The organism is Stenotrophomonas sp. DR822, assembly GCF_019793815.1.
Classification (GTDB): Bacteria; Pseudomonadota; Gammaproteobacteria; order Xanthomonadales; family Xanthomonadaceae; genus Stenotrophomonas; species Stenotrophomonas indicatrix.
Genome location: NZ_CP081826.1, coordinates 3331686 through 3355796, shown reverse-complemented (window position 1 = coordinate 3355796; position 24111 = coordinate 3331686). Strand labels below are relative to the sequence as shown.

Annotated in this window: 21 protein-coding genes and 1 pseudogene; 11 read left to right on the top strand and 11 right to left on the bottom strand. The window is 66.0% G+C overall.

The window, feature by feature from the left end; translation table 11 throughout:
* The first annotated feature begins 158 nt into the window (after positions 1–158).
* Complete coding sequence (locus K5K93_RS15410; RefSeq protein ID WP_222388340.1) at positions 159–563, top strand: hypothetical protein; 405 nt, start codon at positions 159–161, stop codon at positions 561–563.
* Between the two features lie 97 nt (positions 564–660).
* Here the strand turns inward: K5K93_RS15410 and K5K93_RS15405 are convergent, their stop codons facing one another.
* Positions 661–1773, bottom strand: coding sequence for a PLP-dependent cysteine synthase family protein (locus K5K93_RS15405; RefSeq protein ID WP_025877326.1), 1113 nt, complete (start codon positions 1771–1773; stop codon positions 661–663).
* 126 nt (positions 1774–1899) lie between these two features.
* Between K5K93_RS15405 and gloA the strand changes: the two genes are divergently transcribed.
* Both gloA and K5K93_RS15395 read left to right on the top strand, forming a co-directional pair.
* On the top strand, positions 1900–2418 hold the full coding sequence (gloA, locus tag K5K93_RS15400; protein WP_222388339.1) for a lactoylglutathione lyase: 519 nt from the start codon (positions 1900–1902) through the stop codon (positions 2416–2418).
* A 127-nt stretch (positions 2419–2545) separates the two neighbouring features.
* The gene (locus tag K5K93_RS15395; RefSeq protein ID WP_025877330.1) at positions 2546–2974 is read left to right on the top strand and encodes a VOC family protein; all 429 of its coding nucleotides are present in this window, start codon (positions 2546–2548) and stop codon (positions 2972–2974) included.
* A 125-nt stretch (positions 2975–3099) separates the two neighbouring features.
* On the opposite strand, the gene K5K93_RS15390 is transcribed toward K5K93_RS15395, so the two are convergent.
* Positions 3100–3531: a CBS domain-containing protein gene (locus K5K93_RS15390; protein ID WP_025877332.1), complete on the bottom strand. Its 432-nt coding sequence runs from the start codon at positions 3529–3531 to the stop codon at positions 3100–3102.
* Positions 3532–3974: 443 nt separating this feature from the next.
* Positions 3975–5813: a glutamine--fructose-6-phosphate transaminase (isomerizing) gene (glmS, locus tag K5K93_RS15385; RefSeq protein ID WP_222388338.1), complete on the bottom strand. Its 1839-nt coding sequence runs from the start codon at positions 5811–5813 to the stop codon at positions 3975–3977.
* A gap of 214 nt (positions 5814–6027) precedes the next feature.
* Between glmS and K5K93_RS15380 the strand changes: the two genes are divergently transcribed.
* The 7 genes and pseudogenes from K5K93_RS15380 to K5K93_RS15350 all read left to right on the top strand — a co-directional run.
* Positions 6028–7305, top strand: coding sequence for an efflux RND transporter periplasmic adaptor subunit (locus tag K5K93_RS15380; protein WP_222388337.1), 1278 nt, complete (start codon positions 6028–6030; stop codon positions 7303–7305).
* A gap of 31 nt (positions 7306–7336) precedes the next feature.
* Positions 7337–8059 (top strand): ABC transporter ATP-binding protein, encoded by a 723-nt coding sequence (locus K5K93_RS15375; protein ID WP_032976565.1) that lies wholly within the window; start codon positions 7337–7339, stop codon positions 8057–8059.
* A gap of 10 nt (positions 8060–8069) precedes the next feature.
* Positions 8070–9374, top strand: a complete 1305-nt coding sequence (locus K5K93_RS15370) for an ABC transporter permease (protein ID WP_222388336.1) — start codon at positions 8070–8072, stop codon at positions 9372–9374.
* 21 nt (positions 9375–9395) lie between these two features.
* Positions 9396–10610, top strand: a complete 1215-nt coding sequence (locus K5K93_RS15365; protein ID WP_222388335.1) for an FtsX-like permease family protein — start codon at positions 9396–9398, stop codon at positions 10608–10610.
* 1 nt (position 10611) lies between these two features.
* A complete protein-coding gene (locus K5K93_RS15360) occupies positions 10612–10995 on the top strand; it encodes a PDZ domain-containing protein (protein ID WP_222388334.1) in 384 nt (127 codons plus the stop codon).
* A 140-nt stretch (positions 10996–11135) separates the two neighbouring features.
* Positions 11136–12482 (top strand): sigma-54 dependent transcriptional regulator, encoded by a 1347-nt coding sequence (locus K5K93_RS15355; RefSeq protein WP_222388333.1) that lies wholly within the window; start codon positions 11136–11138, stop codon positions 12480–12482.
* Positions 12407–13840: pseudogene (locus K5K93_RS15350) on the top strand (ATP-binding protein); the annotation flags it as partial. The gene K5K93_RS15355 and the pseudogene K5K93_RS15350, both read left to right, overlap by 76 nt.
* Before the next feature lie 470 nt (positions 13841–14310).
* Here the strand turns inward: K5K93_RS15350 and K5K93_RS15345 are convergent.
* Complete coding sequence (locus tag K5K93_RS15345; protein WP_222388332.1) at positions 14311–14844, bottom strand: GNAT family N-acetyltransferase; 534 nt, start codon at positions 14842–14844, stop codon at positions 14311–14313.
* Positions 14813–16180, bottom strand: a complete 1368-nt coding sequence (gene glmU, locus K5K93_RS15340; protein ID WP_222388331.1) for a bifunctional UDP-N-acetylglucosamine diphosphorylase/glucosamine-1-phosphate N-acetyltransferase GlmU — start codon at positions 16178–16180, stop codon at positions 14813–14815. The genes K5K93_RS15345 and glmU overlap by 32 nt, the downstream gene beginning before the upstream one ends.
* Positions 16181–16342: 162 nt before the next feature.
* On the opposite strand from glmU, the gene K5K93_RS15335 reads away from it, so the two are divergent.
* Positions 16343–16726: a GtrA family protein gene (locus K5K93_RS15335; RefSeq protein ID WP_093818066.1), complete on the top strand. Its 384-nt coding sequence runs from the start codon at positions 16343–16345 to the stop codon at positions 16724–16726.
* A 7-nt stretch (positions 16727–16733) separates the two neighbouring features.
* Here the strand turns inward: K5K93_RS15335 and K5K93_RS15330 are convergent, their stop codons facing one another.
* The 6 genes from K5K93_RS15330 to K5K93_RS15305 all read right to left on the bottom strand — a co-directional run bounded on the left by K5K93_RS15330 (position 16734) and on the right by K5K93_RS15305 (position 24111).
* Positions 16734–18884 carry a hypothetical protein gene (locus K5K93_RS15330; RefSeq protein ID WP_261311862.1) on the bottom strand — a complete coding sequence of 717 codons (2151 nt, stop codon included), beginning with the start codon at positions 18882–18884 and terminating at the stop codon, positions 16734–16736.
* Between the two features lie 168 nt (positions 18885–19052).
* The gene (locus K5K93_RS15325) at positions 19053–19475 is read right to left on the bottom strand and encodes a F0F1 ATP synthase subunit epsilon (protein ID WP_025877355.1); all 423 of its coding nucleotides are present in this window, start codon (positions 19473–19475) and stop codon (positions 19053–19055) included.
* Positions 19476–19587: 112 nt separating this feature from the next.
* Positions 19588–20994, bottom strand: coding sequence for a F0F1 ATP synthase subunit beta (gene atpD, locus K5K93_RS15320; RefSeq protein ID WP_093818068.1), 1407 nt, complete (start codon positions 20992–20994; stop codon positions 19588–19590).
* Positions 20995–21032: 38 nt separating this feature from the next.
* Positions 21033–21896, bottom strand: a complete 864-nt coding sequence (gene atpG / locus K5K93_RS15315; RefSeq protein ID WP_025877359.1) for a F0F1 ATP synthase subunit gamma — start codon at positions 21894–21896, stop codon at positions 21033–21035.
* Positions 21897–21991: 95 nt separating this feature from the next.
* Entirely contained in the window at positions 21992–23539 is a 1548-nt protein-coding gene (gene atpA, locus K5K93_RS15310; RefSeq protein ID WP_025877361.1) for a F0F1 ATP synthase subunit alpha, read from the bottom strand.
* 44 nt (positions 23540–23583) lie between these two features.
* Positions 23584–24111, bottom strand: coding sequence for a F0F1 ATP synthase subunit delta (locus K5K93_RS15305; RefSeq protein WP_049464303.1), 528 nt, complete (start codon positions 24109–24111; stop codon positions 23584–23586).

Here is a 24111-nt window from a genome sequence, read left to right as displayed (position 1 = left end):
GGGTACGGGCCCGGCAGCGCGGGCAGCCAGATCGATATGGCGCTGGCCAGGCCGGCAGACAAGGGGCGGCGGGCCATTGTTCACGTCGGCCTGACGTCCGTCGGCTGAAGCTTGCGGCGCGGGGGAGACCGCAGCGGAACGTATCGAGGAGGCCCCACATGGAAGGTCTGGCTCCAGCTCCATCCGCAGTACGTACGTCATCGCTGGCGCTGTCGGCCAGCCCGACCGAGCTGGCCTGGATCGCCGCGCTGTGCGATGCGGGCGATGATGCACCGCGCCACCTGCAGCAGTTGCAGGCACTGCAGCTTCAGGGTGGAAGATTCAGCGACGAGCAGGAATGGTATCCCTTCGAAGTGATCGAGCGCGGTGCCAGCCAGGTGCGGCTGGGCCACGAGCGCGAGTTCGTCATCTGCGTGCTGCTGTGGCTGCAGGCCCTGGCCCAGGGCCGGGCCAGCAGCCTGGACCCGCGACTGCACCTGGACGACCGCGCCGTGGAGATCGAGGCCCTGCCCGACGCGCTGCGCGATGCGGTACTGGAGGCCTTCATGGCCGCCGGGTATTGAGCGCGATCCAATGCGCCGCCGCGCTCGCCGGGCATGGCCCGGCGCTGCCGACCTGTCCTGGTAGCGCCGGGCCATGCCCGGCGGATGCCTGACGGGCTTACAGCGCTTCCAGACTGCACCACGGCAATCCAGGCAGGCCCTGCCCGGCCACCGCCGCCGCCACCTGCGCGTCGGCAGCGTCCACATCGATTCCCTGCCGCACATACCAGGCCGGGTCGTAATAGCTGTGCGCGTAGCGATCGCCGCTGTCGCACAGGATGCTGACGATGCTGCCCTGGCGGCCGGCCTCGCGCATCCACTGCGCGGCCTGCAGCACGCCGATGAAGTTGGTGCCGGTGGAGCCACCGACGCGGCGCCCCAGCTGGCGGCTGACATGACGCATCGCAGCCAGGCTCAAGGCGTCGGGCACCTTCACCATGGCATCGACACTGGTCGGGATGAAGCTGGACTCCACCCGCGGTCGGCCGATGCCTTCCACCCGCGAGCCGCCGTTGCAGGTCATGCCGCGCCACTCGTTGCCGCCGGCCAGTGCAGCCTGGTAGCCATCGTAGAACACCGAGACTTCCGGGTCCGCACACAGGATGCGGGTGTCATGCCGGCGATAGCTGACGTAGCGCCCGAGCGTTGCTGCGGTACCGCCGGTGCCGGGGCTGCACACGATCCAGTCCGGAATCGGGCTGGGCTCCTCGGCCATCTGCTTGAAGATCGATTCGGCGATGTTGTTGTTGGCACGCCAGTCGGTGGCGCGCTCGGCATAGGTGAACTGGTCCATGAAGTGGCCGCCGGTTTCGCGGGCCAGCTTTTCCGAATCGCAGTTGAGGTCGCAGGCGCGCTCGACCAGATGGCAGCGGCCACCGTGGAACTCGATCGCCGCGATCTTCTCCGGCGACGTCGTGGCCGGCATCACTGCGATGAACGGCAGGCCGAGCAGGCGCGCGAAGTAGGCCTCGGAAACGGCGGTAGAGCCGCTGGAGGCCTCGATCACCGGCCGTCCTTCACGCAGCCAGCCGTTGGCCAGCGCATACAGGAACAGCGAACGCGCCAGCCGGTGCTTGAGGCTGCCGGTGGGATGGCTCGATTCATCCTTCAGGTACACCTCGATGCCCTCGAACCCGGGCAGCGCCAGCGGGATCAGGTGGGTATCGGCGGAACGGTTGAAATCGGCTTCGATCTTGCGGATGGCGGCGGCCACCCATTCACGCTGCGACATGGCGGGCAATGGTCATCAGGACGGAACGGTGCGATCCGGCCATTGTACGTCGCGGTGCCGTCAGCTGCCGGCCCGTAGAATGACACCCATCCGGCCGGCAACGGCCCTGTCTGAAGGACCTCCCCCATGACCATTCCCGCCCTGCGCGATGTCCCCGGCGTCGCCGCCCAGGCCCCGTCCGAGACCACCGGCTTCGTCTTCAACCACACCATGCTGCGGGTCAAGGACGCCACCGCCTCGCTGGACTTCTACACCCGCGTGCTGGGCTACCAGCTGATCGACAAGCGCGACTTCGCCGAAGCCCAGTTCAGCCTGTACTTCCTGGCCTACGTACCTGCCGGCACCGTGGTGCCGGAAGATGACAACACCCGCCGCCTGTGGATGGCCGGCCTGCCGGGCGTGCTGGAACTGACCCACAACCATGGCACCGAGAACCAGGAAGGCGCCGTCTACCACGACGGCAACAGCGACCCGCGCGGCTTCGGCCACATCTGCGTGTCGGTGCCGGACATCGAAGCGGCCTGCCAGCGTTTCGAAGGCCTGGGCGTGACCTTCCAGAAGCGCCTGACCGACGGCCGCATGAAGAACCTGGCCTTCATCAAGGACCCGGACGGCTACTGGGTCGAGATCATCGCCAACGCCTGACCGGCAGAAAGGGGCACAATTCCGGTAGCGCCGGGCCATGCCCGGCGGCCTTGAGCAGGCCGCGCTGCGCGCTCGCCGGGCACGGCCCGGCGCTACCGACTCCATCCCCCTTTTTTGCGAGGTTCGTATGGAAACGATGGAACTGCACCGCGGGCGATTGATCGACCACATCCAGCTGGTCGTACGCGATCTGGCCGCCAGCCGCCGCTTCTACCAGGCGGTGTTCGACACGATCGGCATCCCGGTGGCCGGCGAAGGCGATGACTACTTCTGGGCCGACGAGTTGTTCATTTCCAGCGCCAGCAGCGAGGCCGCTGCCGGCCAGTTGACCGGTCGCCATCACCTGGCCTTCCAGGCCCGCGATACCGCCACCGTCGATGCTTTCCACAGCGCTGCGCTGGCGGCGGGGGGCAAGGACAACGGCGCGCCCGGCGAGCGCCCGTACCATCCCGGCTACTACGGCGCCTTCGTGCTCGATCCGGATGGCAACAACATCGAGGTTGTCTACCATGGCCCGGCGAACTACAGCGCCGATTCGGTGAAGGTCAGCTTCTGATTCCTGCGCTACGCACTCGCCGGGCATGGCCCGGCGCTACCAACGAATGAAACCGGGCATGGCCCGGCGCTACCAACGAAGAAGCCGGGCAATGCCCGGCTTCGTTTCATCACGCAGCGCAGGCCTCAGTGGGCCGCCATGTAGATGTCCTGCAACACGGCCTTTTCCAGCTCCAGCTCGCCCAGCAGGTTCTTCACGATGTCACCCAGGCTGAGGATGCCGACCAGCTTGCTGCCGTCTGTGACCATCAGGTGGCGACGACGCGAGTAGGTCATCAGGGACATGGCCTGCTTCAACGTGGCGTCCGGCGCAATGCCTTCCAGGCCGGTGGACGGCAGGCTGGAAATCACCCGGCGACCGGCCTGCGGGCCATCATCGGCCAGGCTGCGGACGATGTCCTTTTCGGAAATGATGCCGACCGGCGCATCATCCTTCATCACTACCAGTGCGGCGATTTTATTCGCGCTCATCTTGTGCGCAGCGGCACCGATCGTGTCTTCCGTGTCGATGGTGATGACAGCTTCTTTCTTGGATTGCAGGAGCTCGCGGACGTTCATTCTTGTTTCCTGGTGCAGGTCACTCAAGTCAAAAAAGTGTGCTCTGCCGATTCGCCCCCTCCCCGGGAACAGACCTTTCAGTGCACGTCTGGCGCACCCACCTGCCGCTTGGAATGGATCGGCAGACGTCGTGCTGCAACACGAACGAGGGGGTTCAACGGCTCAACCCGGATCTCGGTCAACTCGATTCTACGACTGCGACCATCGGTCACTAGCGGCATCGATGGGACAGTTCGTCGTAGGAACCAACTGACGATCCAGAGAATGGCACCGCGGCTGAAACCGCCGCTGAATACAGGCGATGTCGCGCATTAAAGATTGATTGCCTGCTGCCGACCGCGGACAGAAAACCCGGCGGCTGTCCCACTTGGCAGCGCCACCGTCGTAAACGAAAGGGGCCACGTGGGCCCCTTTCGCATGCAGCATCCAATGGACCCGAGTGTTTACTCCACCGTAACGCTCTTGGCCAGGTTGCGCGGCTTGTCCACGTCGGTGCCGCGCGCCAGCGCGGTGTGGTACGCCAGCAGCTGCACCGGGATGGTGTGCACCACCGGGCTGAGCACGCCGGCATGGCGCGGGGTGCGGATCACGTGCACGCCTTCGGACTCGTTGAAGTTGCTGTCCTGGTCGGCGAACACGAACAGCTCGCCGCCACGCGCGCGCACTTCCTGCATGTTGGATTTGACCTTCTCCAGCAGGCTGTCGTTGGGCGCGATCACCACCACCGGCATGTCCTCGTCCACCAGCGCCAGCGGCCCGTGCTTGAGCTCACCGGCCGGGTAGGCCTCGGCGTGGATGTACGAGATTTCCTTCAGCTTGAGCGCGCCTTCCAGGGCGATCGGATAGTGCAGGCCACGGCCGAGGAACAGCGCACTGCTCTTGCGTGCGAAGCGCTCGGCCCATGCAGCGATCTGCGGTTCCATGTTCAACGCATGCTGCACGCTCCCCGGCAGGAAACGCAGCTGCTCCAGGTAGTCCGCTTCCTGTGCGGCATCAACGCGGCCATGCAGCTTGCCCAGTACCACGGTCAGCTGGAACAGCGCGGCCAGCTGGGTGGTGAACGCCTTGGTCGAGGCCACGCCGATCTCGGCGCCGGCACGGGTGTAGCAGACCAGTTCGCTGGCGCGCGGAATCGCGCTTTCCGGCACGTTGCAGATGGACAGCGTGTGCGTGTGGCCCAGCGACTTGGCGTACTTCAGCGCTTCCATCGTGTCCAGCGTTTCGCCGGACTGGGAGATGGTCACGATCAGGTGCTTCGGATTCGCATAGGCCGCGCGGTAGCGGTATTCGCTGGCGATCTCCACGCTGCACGGCAGGCCGGCGATGGCCTCGATCCAGTAGCGCGCGGTCAGGCCCGAGTAGTAACTGGTACCACAGGCCAGGATCTGCACGCCCTCGATGCCCGACAGCACCGCTTCGGCATTCTTGCCGAACAGTTCGGCCGGGAAGCCACCAGCGTCGATCGCCGCTTCGATGGTGTCGCCCAGCGCACGCGGCTGCTCGTGGATCTCCTTCTGCATGAAGTGGCGGTACGGGCCCAGCTCCAGCGATGCCAGCGAGACATCGGAGAGATGCACATCGCGCTCGATCGGCTGATCGTTGCCATCGAAGATGCTCACGCCATCACGGCGGATCTCGGCGGTGTCGCCCTCTTCCAGGAAGATCACCTTGCGCGTGGCCGACAGCACGGCCGACACATCGGACGCCACGAAGTTCTCGCCCTCGCCCAGACCGACCAGCAGCGGGCAGCCCATGCGGGCACAGACGAAACGTTGCGGCTCGGCACGGCTGACCACGGCCAGCGCATAGGCACCGGTCAGTTCCTTCACCGTGTGCTGCAGCGCGACCAGCAGGTCATCGCCATTCTTCAGATGGTGGTGGATCAGGTGGGCGATCACTTCGGTGTCGGTCTGCGACTCGAAGGTGTAGCCCAGCGCGCGCAGCTTCTCGCGCTGCTCCTCATGGTTCTCGATGATGCCGTTGTGCACCAGCGCCACGCCATGGCTGATGTGCGGATGCGCGTTCGCCTCGGTGACACCACCATGGGTGGCCCAGCGGGTGTGGCCGATACCCAGGCTGGCATTGAAGCCTTCAGCCTCGGCAGCAGTGGCCATCTCCGAGACACGACCGGTGCGGCGTACGCGGCGCACCTCGGGCCGTTCGGCCTGATCGATCACGGCGATGCCGGAGGAATCGTAGCCGCGGTATTCCAGTCGCTTCAGTCCCTCGATCAGCAGCGGCACCACGTCGCGCCCGGCGATCGCACCTACGATTCCACACATGTCACGCAGTTCCTTGAAGACGGTCGCCGCATTCTAGCGTGCGTGTCCGCCAGCCCCCTCCTGTCCGCTTAATGAAAGTGTCCGGAAAGGTGTCCGCGGACACCCGGACAGTCATGAAAAATCCGCAACTAATTGATGGGAAAGGAAATAAAGTTGGCACGCTGTGTGCTTTGTCCTTGGCACCACTCTGGCACCACCGACAGGCACGAACCCGATGATCCGCGACACCTCCGCCCAGGACCAGATCGTTTCCTCCGCTTCAGCCAGTGCCCCCAAGGCCGCATGGCATCGTTACCGCTGGCCGGCCCTGGCGGGGATCGCGCTGCTGGCCGGCATCGGCTGGGCCGTGCATGCGTGGTCCAATGCCAGCAGCTCGTTCGACAGCAGCCGGGTGCGCATCGCCGAAGTGCAGCGCGGCGACCTGGTGCGCGACATCGCCGCCGACGGCCGCGTGATCGCCGCCAACAGCCCGGTGCTGTACGCCATCTCCGCCGGCACGGTGGACCTGAAAGTGGTGGCCGGCGACGTGGTCAAGAAGGGCCAGGAGCTGGCGATCATCGACAGCCCCGAGCTGCGCAGCAAGCTCGCCCAGGAGGAGGCCACCCTGGCCGGTCTGGAAGCCGAGGCCAGCCGCGCCAACCTGGATGCCACCCTGGCCCGGGCCAAGTCACGCAAGGAAACCGACCAGGCCAACATCGAGCGGCAGGCCGCCGACCGCGACCTGCAGCGCTACCAGCGTGGCTTCGATGGCGGTGCGGTGCCGCAGATCGACCTGGCCAAGGCCCAGGACACCCTGAAGAAGGCCGACATCAGCCTGGTCAATGCCACCACCGATGCACGCCTGCAGAGCCAGGGCGCGGACCTGGACGCACGCAACAAGCGTTTGCTGGCCGACCGCCAGAAGGCCGTAGTGGCCGAAGTGCGGCGCCAGGTGGACGCACTGACCCTGCGTGCACCGTTCGATGGCCAGGTCGGCCAGGTGCAGGCCACCCAGGCCACCAACCTTGCCGCCAACGCGCCGGTGCTGGGCGTGGTCGACCTGTCCAAGTTCGAAGTCGAGATCAAGGTGCCGGAGAGCTTCGCGCGCGATCTGGCGATCGGCATGCCGGCGCAGCTGACCGGTGGCAATGGCCAGCCGTTGCCGGGCGAGATCAGTGCGGTGTCGCCGGAAGTGGTCAATGGTGAAGTCAACGCTCGCGTCCGCTTCGCTGCGGCCCAGCCTGAAGGGCTGCGCCAGAGCCAGCGGATGTCGGTGCGGGTGCTGCTGGATACCCGCAGGAATGTCATGAAGATCGAGCGCGGCCCGTTCGTGGAACAGGGCAACGGTGTGGCGTACGTAATGGATGGCCGCACCGCGGTGCGTCGTCCGATCGAACTGGGCGTCAGCAGCCTGGGCGAAGTGGAAATCAAGTCGGGTGTGCAGCCGGGGGACCGCATCGTGGTCTCGGGCAGCGACCTGTTCAAGGACGCCGAACGCGTCTCCGTCAACTGACAACTCATACATCCTGGAGAGAGGAAACCCCATGTACATGCTCGAAATGCGTTCGGTCGCCAAGGTCTTCCGTACCGAACAGGTGGAAACCCACGCGCTGCGTTCACTGGAACTGCAGGTCAAGGAAGGCGAGTTCGTCGCCGTCACCGGTCCGTCCGGCTCCGGCAAGACCACCTTCCTCAACATCGCCGGCCTGCTGGAAACCTTCACCAGCGGCACCTACATGCTTGATGGCCAGGACGTCAGCAAGCTCGGCGATGATGCCCGCAGCCGCCTGCGCAACCAGAAGATCGGCTTCATCTTCCAGGGCTTCAACCTGATTCCGGACCTCAACCTGTTCGACAACGTGGACGTGCCGCTGCGCTACCGCAAGATGAGCGCCGGCGAGCGCCGCGAGCGCATCGAGAAGGCGCTGAGCCAGGTTGGCCTGGGCTCGCGCATGAAGCACTACCCGAACGAACTCTCCGGCGGCCAGCAGCAGCGCGCGGCGATCGCCCGTGCCCTGGCCGGCAGCCCGCGCCTGCTGCTGGCCGACGAACCGACCGGCAACCTGGACACGCAGATGGCGCGCGGGGTGATGGAACTGCTGGAGGAGATCAACGCCGCCGGCACCACCATCGTGATGGTCACCCACGACCCGGAACTGGCCGCACGCGCGCAGCGCAACGTGCACATCGTCGACGGCCAGGTCACCGACCTGGTGCGCGAGCCAGTGCTGGCCACCCCGCGTCGCATCGTCGCCGTCAACGAGTGAGGGCACGACCATGTTCGCCTACTACGCCCGACTGGCGGTGCGCAGCTTCCGCCGCAACAAGGTACTGACCGCGCTGATGGTGGTCGCCATCGCGCTGGGCATCGGTGCTTCGATGACCACCCTGACCGTGTTCCACGTGCTGTCCGGCGACCCGATCCCTGACAAGAGCGACCGCCTGTTCTACGTGCAGGTCGATCCGCGCCCGCGTTCGGGTTACCTGACCGGCGAAGAGCCGGAGACCCAGATGACCCGCTTCGATGCCGAGACGCTGCTGCGCGAGAAGCGTGGCGAGCGCCAGGCGATGATGAGTGCCGGTGACGCGACCATCGAGCCGGAAGGCAGCACGTTGAAGCCGTTCAACATCGACACCCGCTGGACTTCGGCTGACTTCTTCCCGCTGTTCAATGTGCCGATGCTGTATGGCCGTGCCTGGACGGCCAGCGACGATGACCGTCGCTCCCGCGTGGTGGTGCTGTCCAAGGTGATCAACGACAAGCTGTTCCAGGGCGCCGACAGTGTCGGCCGTGAGATCCGGGTCGATGGCCATTCGCTGCGCGTGATCGGCGTAATGGATACCTGGAATCCGGAACCGCACTTCTTCGACCTGACCGTTGGCAACTACGGCCGCGAAGAGGACCTGATGATGCCGCTGTCCACCGCGATGGACCTCAAGCTCGGCAGCAACGGCAACATGAACTGCTTCCGCGACGGCGCACCCGATGACGACAGCAATTCGATCAACGCGCCGTGCACCTGGATCCAGTACTGGGTGGAGCTTGACCCGTCCAAGGCCGAGGACTACCGCCGCTACCTGGTGAACTACTCGGACCAGCAGCGGGCTGCCGGCCGTTTCGAGCGCCCGGCCAACGTGCGCCTGCGCACCGTGATGGAGTGGCTGACCTTCAACAACGCGGTACCCAGCGACGTACGCCTGCAGATGTGGCTGGCCCTGGGTTTCCTCGGTGTCTGCCTGGTCAACACGGTCGGCCTGCTGCTGGCCAAGTTCCTGCGCCGCAGCGGTGAGATCGGCGTGCGCCGCGCACTGGGTGCCAGCCGCGGGCAGATCTTCCTGCAGTGCCTGGTCGAGGCGGGCGCGGTGGGCGTGGTTGGCGGCGTGCTCGGCATCGGCCTGGCACTGCTGGGCCTGTATGCAGTACGCCAGCAGCCGGTGGACTACGCCAAGCTGGCCCACCTCGACGGCAGCATGCTGCTGCTCGCCCTCGGCCTGACCCTGCTGGCCAGCATTGCTGCCGGCTTCCTGCCCGCCTGGCGCGCAATGCAGGTCACCCCGGCCATCCAGCTCAAGTCGCAGTAAGCACCAGAACGAGGACTTCCCATGGACATCCGCCCCATCCTCAGCACCCTGCGCCGGCACAAGACCGCAGCCGCATTGATCGTGCTGGAAATCGCCCTGACCTGCGCCATCGTCTGCAATGCCCTGTTCCTGGTCACCCAGCGCGTGGAAAAGATCAGCCAGCCCAGCGGCCTGGCCGAGAACGAACTGGTCATGGTCCGGGTCAGCGGCATCGGCAAGCAGACCAACGCCATGGCCCGCACCAACGAAGACCTGGCATCGCTGCGCGCGATTCCCGGCGTGACCAGCGTGACCAAGGTCAACCAGCTGCCATTCCGCCGCAACTCGAGCAACACCAGCATCTCGCGCGAACGTGACCAGGAGCGCCCGACCGCGTTCGTGTCGTTGTACATGTTCAGCGAGAACGCACTTCCGACGCTTGGCCTGCAGCTGGTCGCCGGCCGCGACTTCCTGCCCAGTGAATACATCGACTATGAGGAAGCCCAGAAGAATCCCAAGCCTGACCGCGCCGCGCCGGTGATCATCAACCAGCAGGTCGCCGCCAAGATGTATCCGGACCAGAGCGCGCTGGGCAAGACGTTCTACATGGGCAACCAGGCCCTGCATGTGGTCGGCGTGGTCGCCCATCTGGCCCCCCCTACCGACTACAACGACAACAGCACCCTGTCGATGATGCTGCCGGTGCGTACCGACTTCACCCGCGGCCCGTACATGCTGCGCACTTCGCCGGAACGCCGCGATGAAGTGCTGAAAGGTGCGCTGGCCGCGCTGGAGCACAACGACCCCAACCGCCTGGTGCGCGAGAAACTGACCTACCAGGAACAGCGTGCCGACTACTTCAAGAACGACCGCTCGATGGTCGGCCTGCTGGTGACGGTCTGCGTGGCGCTGCTGGTTGTCACCGCCCTGGGCATCGTCGGCCTGGCCAGCTTCTGGGTGCAGCAGCGCAGCAAGCAGATCGGCATCCGCCGCGCATTGGGCGCCACCCGCGGGCAGATCCTGCGCTACTTCCAGACCGAGAACTTCCTGCTGGCCACGCTGGGCATCGTGCTGGGCATGCTGGCGGCGTACGCCATCAACCTGGCCCTGATGAACATGTACGAGCTGCCGCGCATGCCGCTGCTGTACCTGCCGCTGGGCGCAGCGCTGCTGTGGCTGCTCGGCCAGATCGCCGTGTTCGGCCCGGCCCGCCGCGCTGCGGCGGTGCCACCGGCCGTCGCCACGCGGGGGGCGTGAGATGCGCGCCAGCCTGCTGTTTCTGTTGCTGGCCCTGCCGCTGCCGGTACTCGCCGGCAGCCGCAGCGCGCAGACGCTGGCGTGGCGCCAGGACGATGCGCGGCTGGCGCTGCGCTCGACCGAAGGCGTGGTGAGGGTGGATGCGGCCAGCCCGGAGGCGCGCTTCGGCGTGCGAAGCGGCGACCGCATCCTGCGGGTGGACGATTCGCCGGTGCGGCAGATCGAACAGCTCGCCGACGCAGTACGGGCGGCATCGACGCCCACCGTCCACCTGCTGCTGCGGCGCGATGGCCGGATGCTGACCGTGCCGGTGGCGGTGTCGGCGTGGCGGGCGGCGCTGAACCCGCCAGCACCACCGCCACCGCCGCCCCCGCCACGGCGCTGAGTCCGGACGCCCCTGCGCTACCGCTGGTTTCGCTATATTGCAGAGCGGCCCGGTAGCGCCGGGCCATGCCCGGCGGTTCCAGCCGCTGCAACTGCACCCGCCCCGCCGGGCATGGCCCGGCGCTACCCTCTTTGCGACCCATGCCTGCGATCCTGATCATCGACGACAACGCCAGCGTGGGTACCGCGCTGGACGTGCTGTTCTCCCTGCACGACATCGACACCCTGCTGGCGCAGAGCCCGGCCGAAGGGCTGGCGCTGCTGGAATCGCAGCCGGTGGACCTGGTGATCCAGGACATGAATTTCAGCGAGGACACCACCTCCGGTGAGGAAGGCGAGGCGCTGTTCGCACAGATCCGCGAACGCCACCCCGATCTGCCGGTGATCCTGCTGACCGCCTGGACCCACCTGAGCAGCGCGGTGGACCTGGTCAAGGCCGGTGCCGCCGACTACCTGGCCAAGCCCTGGGATGACCGCAAGCTGCTGACCACGGTCAACAACCTGCTGGAATTGTCCGAAGCGCGGCGCGAACTGGACCAGCGACGCCAGCGCGAACAACGCCAGCGGCATGCGCTGGAAGACAAGTACGCGTTGTGTGGTGCGGTGTTCGCCGACCCCGCCAGCGAGCGGGTGATCGCCCTGGCGTGCCAGGTCGCGCGCTCTGAGCTGCCGGTGCTGATCACCGGCCCCAATGGCGCGGGCAAGGAGAAGATCGCGCAGATCATCCAGGCCAACTCGCTGGTGGCCAAGGGCCCGTTCGTGGCGGTGAACTGCGGCGCCCTGCCCTCCGAACTGATCGAGGCCGAACTGTTCGGCGCCGAGGCCGGCGCCTATACCGGCGCCAACAAGGCGCGCGAAGGCAAGTTCGAGGCAGCTGACGGCGGCACGCTGTTCCTGGACGAGATCGGCAACCTGTCGCTGGGTGGGCAGATGAAGCTGCTGCGCGTGCTGGAGACAGGACGTTTCGAACGCCTGGGCTCCAACCGCGAACGCCAGGTCAAGGTGCGCGTGGTCAGCGCGACCAATGCCGACCTGCCGGCGATGATCCGCGAAGGTACGTTCCGCGAAGACCTGTACTACCGGCTCAACACGGTGGAACTGACGCTGCCGCCGCTGGCCGACCGCCCAGGCGACATCGTGCCGTTGGCCGAGCATTTCCTCAGCATCGGCAAGCCGCTGTCCAGCACGGCGGCCACCGCACTGCAGCGCCACCCGTGGCCGGGCAACGTGCGCGAGCTGCGCAACGTGATCCAGCGTGCCGAACTGCTGGCCACCGGCAACCGCATCGAAGTGGCCGATCTCAACCTGCCGCGTGCACCGGCTGCGTCGCGCCCGACGCCAAGCGCCGGCAATGATCCCGATCGCGCACGCATCGAAGAAGTGCTGGCGCGCAACCACGGCGTCATCGCACAGGCGGCCAACGAGCTTGGACTGAGCCGGCAGGCGCTGTACCGGCGCATGGACCGTCACGGCATCCCACGCGAATGAAGCGACGCTCCTTCACCTTCCGCCTGTTCCTGCGCCTGCTGCCGGTGCTGGCGCTGGCTGCCGCGCTGCCGTGGCTGCTGGCCTACTGGATGGACCATGGCTGGGTGGTGACCACGGTCTCCACGATCATCCTGCTGTCATTGATGTGGTGGACGCTGCGCCGCGCCACCGCACCGGTGCGCTCGTTGATGCGGGCGCTGTCCGGGACCACCAGCAGCTACCGCGACGGTGAGTACAACTTCGGCATCTACTGGCCCGGCAATGACGAACTGGGTGACCTGGTGCAGGCACACCGCGAGCTCGGGGAAGTGCTGCGCGCACAACGCCAGGGCCTGGTGCAGCGCGAACTGCTGCTGGACACCATGGTGCAGAACACCCCGGTGGCGATGCTGCTGATCGCCGCCGGTGGCGATGGCATTTCCCGCGTGGTGTTCTCCAACCTGGCCGCGCGCAAGCTGCTGCACAGCGGCTGGAAGCTGGAAGGCCAGCGCATGGAAGACGTGCTCGAGCAGCTGCCGGTGGAACTGCGCGATGCCATCGGCCGCGGCGGCGACAGCCTGTTTGCGGTGAAGTCGGAAAGCGAAGACGGTGTGGAAGGCGACGAGGACGACGAACAGGTCTATCACCTGTCGCGGCGCGCATTCCAGCTCAACGGCCGCCCGCATGACCTGCTGTTGGTACGCCAGCTCACCGCCGAACTGCGCCGGCAGGAAGTACAGACCTGGAAGAAGGTGATCCGGGTGATCAGCCACGAACTCAACAACTCGCTGGCGCCGATCGCCTCGCTTGCGCACTCCGGCGGCGAACTGGTCAAGCGCGAGCGCTTCGACCGGCTGCCGGAGATCTTCACCACCATCGAAGACCGGGCCCGCCACCTGGAAGGCTTCATCCGCGGCTATGCACGTTTCGCCAAGCTGCCGCAGCCGCAGCTGCAGACCGTGCACTGGGCGCCGTTCCTGTCCAGCCTGTGCCAGCAGATTCCGTTCACGATGGAGCGTGCACCCGACGAGGAGCTGAGCAGCCGGATCGACATCGCCCAGTTCGGCCAGGCCCTGCTCAACCTGCTGAAGAATGCACACGAGGCCTGCGCCGAAGCCGATCCGCCCAACGACGACGTACAGGTGCAGCTGACCCGGCTGCCGCAGTGGCTGCGGCTGGATGTGCTGGACCGCGGCAAGGGCATGAACGAGCAGGTGCTGCAGAATGCGCTGATGCCGTTCTATTCGACCAAGCGCAACGGCACCGGGCTGGGGCTGGCCCTCACCCGCGAGATCGTCGAGGCGCACGGTGGTCGCGTGTCACTGCAGAACCGCACCGAGGGCGGGCTGTGTGTGTCGATCCTGTTGCCGGTGGGGTAGGTTTGTTCCTTCTTTTTCTGTTGATTGCTGAAGGTTGATCATTGTTCATGGGTGTCACTTTTCTTTTCGCGCGAAAAGAAAAGTGACCAAAAGAAGCGTTCCGCCGGCCGCGAGCCGTCGTGCTGCGCATCGGTGCTCGGCTCGCTTCAAGACGGACTCGAGAAGCAGAGCAAAAGCATCCACGCATGGCGTGGATCTACTGGGTGCAGCTGTGGCATTTGACCTTGAGTCCGCCTTGAGCGAGCCGAGCACCGCAGGTCCGGCGAGGGCGAAGAGGCGCGGGTGTCTGAGCGCAGCGAGTTCCCGCGCCGTCCCTCGGCGGACCGAGGAGCGCAGGGTACCGGCGTGTGCAGCACGACGGCTCGCGGACTGGCGGCGCGTTTCTTTTGGTTACTTTTCTTTTCGCGCGAAAAGAAAAGTGACACCCATGAACCGTTATCAACCTTCAGCAATCAACAGAAGAAGCAGAACTAAAGCACCCGTCGCATCGCCACCCGCAGGTGCATCGGGAATCCCAACGCGGCTTCCTCGGCCATCACCCCTCGCAGGCCCGCGTTCCACTCTGGCTCCGGCAGCAGGGTGAATCCTTCGCTGGCGTAGAACGCCGCATTCCACGGCACATCGGACAACGTGGTCAGCACCGCCGCCGGATAGCCAAGCGCCTTGGCCTCGGCGAGTGCGTGCTGCAGCAACGCCCGTCCGTAGCCCCGGCGAGCATGATTGGGATCAACATCCATCTGCAGCACATGGAAATCGCCGTCGAGCGCATCGCCCAGCAGGTAGCCGGCGATGCCGCCATCGGCGCCTTCGATGATCCACAACTGGCCACGCCGCAGTCCGGCCTGCAACGTGGGAAGCTCCAGTCCATGGCCAGCGAACACCGGGTACGCCTCGTGCCCGCGCAGCAGTTCGCCCGCACGCTGTTCGATGCGCGGCAGCGCACTCAGTTCCTCGACGCGCGGCGGCCTCGGCTCAGCTTTTCTTGATGGGGCGCTGCCAGCCATCGATGGTTTCCTGGCGCGCACGGGCCACGGTCAGCTTGCCGTCCGGCGCAGTGCGGGTGATGACCGAACCGGCCGCAATCGTGGCCCCTTCACCGATCAGCACCGGCGCCACCAGCGAACTGTTGGAGCCGATGAAAGCGTTGTCGCCGATGGTGGTGGTCGACTTGTTCACGCCGTCGTAGTTGCAGGTGATGGTGCCCGCGCCAATGTTGACCTTGCTGCCGATCACCGCGTCGCCCAGGTAGGTCAGGTGGTTGGCCTTGCTGCCCACGCCCAGGGTGACCTTCTTGGTTTCCACGAAGTTGCCCACGTGCACGCCGTCGGCCAGCACGGTGCCCGGGCGCAGGCGCGCGAACGGGCCGATCTGGGCCGCGCCCTCGCTGATCACGCCTTCCACATCGCAGTGCGCACGCACTTCGGTGCCCGCGCCGAGAGTGACGTCCTTCAGCCGGGTGAACGGCCCGATGGTCACGCCATCGCCGAGGACCACCTTGCCTTCAAGGATCACGTCGACATCGATCATCACATCGCTGCCGACGATCACCTCGCCCCGGACATCTACCCGCGCTGGATCGCGCACGCGCGCACCCTGGATGCACAGCGCGCGCACCGCGCGCCGCTGCCAGGCCCGTTCCAGCTGCGAGAGCTGCCACGGATCGTTCGCGCCTTCGGCGTCCTGCGCATCGGCCACCAGGGCCATCTCCGCCGGAGTGAACTCGCGGGCGGCAAAGGCGAATACATCGGTCAGGTAGTATTCGCCCTGCGCGTTGCTGTTGGACAGCTGCGACAGCCAGCGGCGCAGCGCCGTCGATTCGGCAGTGATGATGCCGGTGTTGATGATGCGCACCCGACGCTGTTCATCGTCGGCGTCCTTCTGCTCAACGATCGCCCCGACCTTGCCCTCGGCATCGCGCAGCACGCGACCGTAGCCGGTGGGATCCTCCACATCGGCCACCAGCACGGCCAGCCGGCCCGGCTGGGCCAGCAGGTCGCGCAGGGTCTGCGCACGGATCAACGGCACATCTCCATACAACACCAGCACCTGTGCGGCGTCGGGCACCTCCGGCATGGCCTGGGCAACGGCGTGACCGGTACCCAGCTGCTGCGCTTGTTCAGCCCACAACAGGTCCGGCTGGTCAGCGAAACAGCTGCGCACCTGGTCCCCACCGTGGCCGTACACCACGTGGATGGCGGCCGGCTGCAGTTCGCGCGCGGTGGCGATCACATGCGCCAGCATCGGCTGGCCGGCAATCGGCTGCAGGACCTTGGGCAGCACCGACTTCATGCGCTTGCCGGCGCCGGCGGCGAGGATGATCACGTGCAGGGGTTGGGTCATGGAGAGGGGCCGCACGGCGGCGGCAATCTGGGGGTTGGCTGATAGGATAGCCGAGCTCTTTCCCCACCCGACGTGAACCGTGCTCTTCCTGCAGGAACGATTTCCCGATCTGTTGCCCTGGATGGCTCCGCTGTTGCTGGGCGGTATCGCAATCCCACGGTCATGACGCTCATCCGCCAGGGCAGCTCATACATCGTCGTCGGCCTGGTGCAGCTGCTGCTGGACTGGCTGGTGTTCGTGGGCAGCACCGCACTCGGGCTGCCCGTCGCCCCTGCCAACGTCGTCGGCCGCCTGGCCGGCATGCTGCTCGGCTTCTGGCTCAACGGCCGCTACACCTTTTCGGCCGCCGGCCAACAGCGCCTGGGCTGGAAGCGCTTCGCGCGCTTCCTCCTGCTGTGGACGTTGCTCACCGCGGCCAGCACCCTGCTGGTGACCGCGGCCGACCACGCATTGGGGCTGCAGTACGCGTGGCTGGCCAAGCCGCTGGTGGAAGGTGGTCTGGCGCTGGTGTCGTTCCTGCTGCTGCGGCACGTGGTGTACCGCTGACCAGCATTCAGCGACGGCTACCGTCGCCGGCCAGGCGCACGCTCAATCCCTCGCGCCACAACTGCAGCGGGCTGTAACGCAACTGCACCTGATGGCGGCCTGCCGGCACGCACAGCGCATGGAACAGGCCATTGCCACGCAGCAGCGGCAGTACGGTGCCATCGGGCAAGCGGGCCTGCCAGCCACGGGCAGCCACCTCGTTGACCACGACCCACGCGGGGCGGTCGGCTTCCACCGTGAGCTCGATACGGCCAGGCTGGTAGTGCTGCACCTGGATGTTGGCCTCACCGGCATCATGCTCCGGGCATGCGGCGACGGCCATGGCTGGCAGCCAGAGCTGCCGGCTGAAATCGGTCTGGTTGAATTCATCCGCAGGCGGCAGACGCGCATCGTGGCGTCGGACATTCCGAGGATTGAGCACGCGCGGCAGCACGCTGTCGCGTCGCGCGAGCTCGACCTGGTCACCCTGCGCGCTTGAACCCGGGAACGGATCCTGGGCCAGCAGCCAGCGCACGCCCAGCAGATCGTACACAGGCGCGTTTGTGTCCGTTGCCCAGGCCGTCGGCAGCTTCTGTTGGAACGTATCCACCGGTTCACCCGGCATGCCGGTCATCTGCAGGTAGTCGCTGGCCAACATCGGGTTGTAGCCGTTTGCCAGCGCGATCGCATGGACCGCAGCACCGTTGGTGAGCCCACCGATGCCGAAGACCACGGCGCGCTCAGGCAAACCGGGTTGCCGCTCTGCCGCGAGCAGCGCGTAGGCCCGCTGCGCCGGCCCGGCGCGGTCGGCGGTCAGCACCGATTTGGTGCCACTGCCTGCGTTGAAGCTGGTCCCCACGTTGAACAGCAGCAGGTCGAACAGCACCAGCACAAACAGCCAGCGCTCGGGTGCCCGGTGACGACGCAGCAGCAGCACCGCGGCGATTCCCACGGCCGCGCTGATGCCGAGCCAGACAAAGGCCACGGGGTGGCCGCGTTCCATCGCCATCCATGCACTGGAGACGGCAAGCAGCATGACGGCGGCCACCGATGTCCACGGCGGCCGCAACGGGCCTCGCTGCAATGCAACCTGCAAGGCGTTGGCAGCCAGCCAAGCCGCAGCGGGAACCGAGAGGAACAAGGCATCGGCAGGTCGTCGGAACAGATCCAGCCCAGGCAGCCAGGTGAACAGCCACGGAAACAGTGGCGTCGCCCCACCCAGTGCAGCCAGGATCATCAGGATCACCACTGCCAGCGCGATGCGGGTCGCCGCGGGTCTGCGCCGCAGCACCTCACCGCCCCATCCCAGCCAGAGCGCCAGGGGCACCGCGCCGAGATACAGGTAATCGGCACTGATGTCGCCAAAGGCCCAGCTGTCACCGCGCCCCTGCGAGAACACGTTGCCCGACAGCAGCGTAGCCAGGGTCTGCCAGTGCATCGCCCCCGGCAACGCAGCCTCCAACGAGAAACCATCGCGATTTGTCTCGCCCAGCCAGGCCAGCGTGGACAACCACTGTGGCGCGCTGATCAGCCCGGCAAGCACGCCGACAAGACCAAATCGCAGCAGCAACCGCACGCGCTGGCCCTTCGCCAGCACAACCGCGCCCAGCGCATGGATCGCACAGGCGAGGATGATGAAGTAGGTAACCTGGGTCAGCTGCAGCGCGCACAGGCCTCCGGCAATGCCGGCCAGCAGTGCGTCACGCAGCCGCCCCTGGCGGCGGACCTGCTCCATGCCCAGCCACAGCCACGGCAGCAGGCTGTAACTGACGATCATCGGCGTGTGCTGGAGGCGCGAGGCGACCACCCCGCCGAACATCAGTACCAGCGCGAACAGCAGCTGCGCCGGTGGCGTCATTCCCTGCACGCGGCCCAGCCGCAGCGCACCGAAGCCACCTGCCAGCACGTGCAGCAGCACGACCACGTTGAACAGGTGCAGCGACGTCGGAGCCAACAGCATCGGCAGCAGCATGCTCGGCTGCAACGTCATCATCTGCGGGTCGGCCAGCTGCGGGTAGCCCCCGTACAGATACGGATTCCACCACGGCGCCTGTAGATGGCGCAGTTGTTCAGCGCTGAAGCTCACTGCCGGGAAGAACTGCTGCACCGCGTCGAATGGAATGGTCTTGATGCCCAGCAGCCATGGCAGGCACAGCACCACCCAGGCAGCAAGGAACATACCTTCCGGTGTGCGCCAGGAACGTTGCCAGCTGCCCGTGCCCTGCGTCGCTGTCGATGACTGCTGCATTCCCTGCCCTCGTAGAGAACAAACGAAAACGCCGGCTTGGCAGCCGGCGTTCCTGCACTCACCTGCACCTTGCCGGCGCAGGCATCACCTCGGCACCGTTCAGTGCTTGAGGGTCTTGCGCAGGCGCTCCAGCGCCTGCAGCTGGACAACGGCCTCTGCCAGCTTCTGCTGGGCCTCGGCCACTTCCATCGCTTCGCCGCGGTTGGCCAGGATGCGTTCGGCTTCTTCCTTGGCCTTGCGGACCGAGGCTTCGTCGATGTCCTGTGCGCGGATCGCGGTGTCGGCCAGCACGGTCACCACCTGCGGCTGCACTTCCAGGATGCCGCCGGAAATGGCGAAATCCAGCTGCTCGCCGCTCGGCGTGGTCACTACCACCTTGCCCGGCTTCAGGCGGGTGATCAGCGGTGCGTGCTTGGGCGCGATGCCCAGTTCGCCCAGCTCACCGGTGGCCACGACCAGGGTCGCTTCGCCACGGAAGATTTCCTGCTCGGCGCTGACGATGTCGCAACGGATGGTGCTCATGTAACTCTCTTCGCTAGGGGGCGGGTCGAACCCACCGCAGGGATTCCGCAGCGGTGGGCGCAGGCCCACCCCGTGTCACGGTCGGGACGGGCGTGTGCCCGTCCCCGCCGCATCAGGCCTTCTCGGCCATCTTCTTGGCCTTCTCGACCGCTTCTTCGATGCTGCCGACCATGTAGAACGCCTGCTCCGGCAGGTGGTCGTACTCGCCATCGACGATGGCCTTGAAGCCACGGATGGTGTCCTTCAGCGACACGTACTTGCCCGGCGAGCCGGTGAACACTTCGGCCACGTGGAACGGCTGGCTGAAGAAGCGCTCGATCTTGCGGGCGCGCGACACGGCCTGCTTGTCTTCTTCGGACAGTTCGTCCATGCCCAGGATGGCGATGATGTCCTTCAGTTCCTTGTACTTCTGCAGGGTCTGCTGGACGCGCTGGGCGGTGTCGTAGTGCTCGTGGCCGATGACCAGCGGGTCCATCTGGCGGCTGGTGGAGTCCAGCGGATCGACTGCCGGGTAGATACCCAGCGAAGCGATCGAACGCGACAGGGTCACGGTCGAGTCAAGGTGGGCGAAGGTGGTCGCCGGCGACGGATCGGTCAAGTCATCGGCCGGCACGTAGACGGCCTGGATCGAGGTGATCGAACCATTCTTGGTCGAGGTGATGCGCTCCTGCAGGACGCCCATTTCCTCGGCCAGGGTCGGCTGGTAACCCACTGCCGACGGCATACGACCCAGCAGTGCCGACACTTCGGTACCGGCCAGGGTGTAGCGGTAGATGTTGTCGACGAACAGCAGCACGTCCTTGCCCTTGCCGTTCTCGTCCTTCTCGTCGCGGAAGTACTCGGCCATGGTCAGGCCGGTCAGGGCGACGCGCAGGCGGTTGCCCGGCGGCTCGTTCATCTGGCCGTACACCATCGCGACCTTGTCCAGGACGTTGGAGTCCTTCATCTCGTGGTAGAAGTCGTTGCCCTCACGGGTACGCTCACCCACGCCGGCGAACACGGACAGACCGCTGTGCGCCTTGGCGATGTTGTTGATCAGTTCCATCATGTTGACGGTCTTGCCGACGCCGGCGCCGCCGAACAGGCCGACCTTGCCGCCCTTGGCGAACGGGCACATCAGGTCGATGACCTTGATGCCGGTTTCCAGCAGCTCGGTGGCCGGGGACTGGTCTTCATACGACGGAGCAGCGCGGTGGATTTCCCAGTTGTCGCTGGAGGCGACCGGACCGGCTTCGTCGATCGGGCGGCCGAGCACGTCCATGATGCGGCCCAGGGTGCCAGCGCCGACCGGCACGGAGATGCCGCGGCCGGTGTTGGTGGCCACCAGGTTGCGCTTCAGGCCATCGGTGGAGCCCAGCGCGATGCAGCGGACCACGCCGTCACCGAGCTGCTGCTGCACTTCCAGGGTGATTTCGGTGTTGTCCACCTTCAGCGCGTGGTACACCTTCGGCACCGACTCGCGGGGGAATTCGACGTCGACGACGGCGCCGATGATCTGAACGATCTTGCCCTGACTCATTGCTGCATCCTCTAAATGTGTGCTTTTAACGAACGCGGTCAGACTGCTGCCGCGCCGCCGACGATTTCGGAGATTTCCTGGGTGATCGCTGCCTGGCGGGCCTTGTTGTAGACCAGCTGCAGGGTTCCGATCAGCTTGTTGGCGTTGTCACTGGCCGACTTCATCGCCACCATGCGCGCGGCATGCTCGGAAGCGACGTTTTCCAGCAGCGCCTGGTACACCAGCGACTCGATGTAACGCGTCATCACGTGCTCGAGCACGGTCGCGGCATCGGGTTCGTACAGGTAGTCCCAGTCGTGGTGCGCAACCTGCTTCTCAGCGGCCGGCAGCGGCAGCAGCTGATCGAAGCTGGCCTTCTGCGTCATCGTGTTGACGAAGCGGTTATAGACCAGGTACACGCGGTCGACCTTGCCTTCGGTGAAGGCGTCGAGCATGACCTTGATCACACCGATCAGCGATTCCAGCTTCGGCGTGTCGCCGATGTGGGTCACCGTGCCGACCATGTTCACCTTGACCCGGCGGAAGAAGGTCGATGCCTTCTGGCCGATGGTCACCAGGTCCACTTCGGCGCCCTTGTCCTGCCAGGCCTTGGCTTCGCCAAGCATCCTGCGGAACAGGTTGTTGTTGAGGCCGCCGGCCAGACCGCGATCGGAGGAGATCACGATGAAACCGACCCGCTTGACCTGCTCACGCTCGACCAGGAACGGATGCTGGTAGTCGGTGCTGGCCTGCGCCAGGTGGCCGATCACCTGCTTCATCGCCTGCGCGTACGGACGCGAGGTCTTCATCCGATCCTGCGCCTTGCGGATCTTGGAGGCCGAGACCATTTCCAGGGCGCGCGTCACCTTGCGGGTGTTCTGCACGCTCTTGATCTTGGTTTTGATTTCGCGTCCGCTTGCCATCTTTTATTCCCGTGGCGCGGGGCCGGGGCCCCGCGTTGTTCAACCGTTTGATCGTCTGGTCCAGCGGAGCATCGCTCCGCTCTACAGGACCTCGATTACCAGCTGCCGGTGGTCTTGAACTCGACGATGCCCTTCTTGAAGGCACCTTCGATGTCGTTGTCCCAACCGCCGGTGGCGTTGACCTTGCCGATCAGTTCGCCCTGGGTGTTGGCGAAGTGCGCGTGCAGGCCTTCTTCGAACGCCAGCAGCTTGCTGACCGGCACGTCGTCGAGGTAACCCTCGTTGACGGCGTAGATCGACAGCGCCTGGTTGGCGATCGACATCGGCGCGTACTGCTTCTGCTTCATCAGCTCGGTGACGCGCTGGCCGCGCTCAAGCTGCTTGCGGGTGGCTTCGTCCAGGTCCGAGGCGAACTGCGCGAACGCAGCCAGCTCGCGGTACTGGGCCAGCGAGATACGGATGCCGCCGGACAGCTTCTTGATGATCTTGGTCTGCGCCGAACCACCGACGCGCGACACCGAGATACCGGCGTTCACGGCCGGGCGGATGCCGGCGTTGAACAGATCGGTTTCCAGGAAGATCTGGCCGTCGGTGATCGAGATCACGTTGGTCGGAACGAACGCGGAAACGTCGCCGGCCTGGGTCTCGATGATCGGCAGCGCGGTCAGCGAACCGGTCTTGCCGGTCACCGCACCGTTGGTGAACTTCTCGACGTACTCTTCGGACACGCGGGCAGCGCGCTCGAGCAGACGGGAGTGCAGGTAGAACACGTCACCCGGGTAGGCTTCACGGCCCGGCGGGCGCTTCAGCAGCAGCGAGATCTGGCGGTAGGCCACGGCCTGCTTGGACAGATCGTCGTACACGATCAGCGCGTCTTCGCCGCGGTCCATGAAGTACTCGCCCATGGTGCAGCCCGAGTAGGCACTGATGTACTGCATCGCGGCCGATTCGGACGCGGTGGCAGCCACCACGATGGTGTGCGCCAGGGCGCCGTTCTCTTCCAGCTTGCGCACGATGTTGGCAACGGTCGAAGCCTTCTGGCCGATCGCTACGTACACGCACTTGATGCCGGTGCCCTTCTGGTTGATCACCGCATCGATGGCCAGTGCGGTCTTGCCGGTCTGGCGGTCACCGATGACCAGCTCGCGCTGGCCACGGCCGATCGGGATCATCGAGTCGACCGACTTGTAACCGGTCTGCACCGGCTGGTCGACCGACTTGCGCCAGATCACGCCCGGAGCAACGCGCTCCACCGGAGCGGTCAGCTGGGTGGCCAGCGGGCCCTTGCCGTCGATCGGCTCGCCGAGCGCGTTGACGACGCGGCCCAGCAGTTCCGGACCGACCGGCACTTCCAGGATGCGGCCGGTGGTCTTGGCGACGTCACCTTCGCGCACGTTCTCGTAGCCACCCAGGACCACGGCGCCGACCGAGTCGCGCTCCAGGTTCAGGGCCAGGGCAAAGGTGTTGTTCGGCAGTTCGATCATTTCGCCCTGCATCACGTCGGCCAGACCGAAGATGCGCACGATGCCGTCGGACACGCTGGTCACGGTGCCTTCGTTGCGCGATTCCGCGGCCAGCTTGACCTTCTCGATGCGGTTCTTGATCAGTTCGCTGATTTCGGAGGGGTTGAGCGTGGTTGCCATCGTCAAGTCCTAGTGCCGGCAGCGGGGCCGGACGTTAAATGAATTCAGTTAGCGAGCGCGGTCTGCAGACGGGCCAGCTTGCCCTTCAGCGAACCATCGATGACCACGTCGCCGGCGTCGATCACAGCGCCGCCGATCAGCGAGGCGTCGACCGCGGTGGTCACTTCGACCTCGCGGTTGAAGCGCTTGCGCAGCGCGGCCTTGATCGCGTCCAGCTCGGCAACCGACAGCTCGGCCGCGGAGGTCACCGTGGCCTTGACCACGTGCTCGGCCTCGGCGCGCAGGGCGTCGAACATGCCGGCGATCTCCGGCAGCAGCGGCAGACGATGCGACTCGGCAAGCACAGCCAGGAAGCGCGAGTAGGTCTCGCCGCGGGACTCCGGCGCCAGCAGGGCGATGGCGTCATCGCGACCCAGCTCCGGGTTGGCGAGCAGGGCCGCCACGCGCGGGTCGGCGGCGACGTGGGCGGAGAACGCCAAAGCGTCCGACCACGGCGCGAACGCGCCTTCGTCACGCGCGGTCGCGAAGGCGGCGCGGGCGTACGGGCGGGCAAGCGTGAGGGCCTGGCTCAT